This window comes from Vibrio sp. L85 (assembly GCF_963871815.1).
Taxonomy (GTDB): domain Bacteria; phylum Pseudomonadota; class Gammaproteobacteria; order Enterobacterales; family Vibrionaceae; genus Vibrio; species Vibrio harveyi.
The window spans coordinates 1-457 of record NZ_CAWMYL010000032.1; the positions used below are offsets into that span (position 1 = coordinate 1).

The window sequence follows — 457 nt, forward strand, 5'->3', positions numbered from 1 at the left end:
GGCTCATTGTGACGGAAACAATCATCCATACCCATAGATTGGGTTTCTAGCGTTACGGTGTCAGCATAAGCAAGTAACTGAGCGATTTTCTTTTTCGCATTCTTACGTAACTTACGACTCGTAAAAGATTTTAAAAACTCATCTTTAGAGGAAGTCTTCGGTTCCAAGTCCGAGAACTTGGTCGGTTTAGGCTGCTTAGTGATGGTTGAGCAAATTACGTTTGAGTCAGTCATGGTGAAGTTTCCTATGTTTGTTTGAGTTTTCATCTTCGTCGTCGTCTGACTGTCCACTCCTCAAACAGGGTTCTTCTCTGCAGGGGCGCGTAGCGTTTATATACCCTTGCAGAGAAGGTTCTGATTTGAGGATGGTTAACAGGAAGAAACGAGACGTAGATGGGAACTCACATAGGAAACGGCATGACTGACGAGAAGGTAAGGTGCGATTACCAGCCACTTAG

1 pseudogene is annotated in these 457 nt (G+C 44.2%); it reads right to left on the reverse strand.

What is annotated here, in order from left to right:
* A pseudogene (locus AACR11_RS06640) lies at nucleotides 1-233 on the reverse strand (DUF3560 domain-containing protein); the annotation flags it as partial.
* Nucleotides 234-457: the final 224 nt, after the last annotated feature.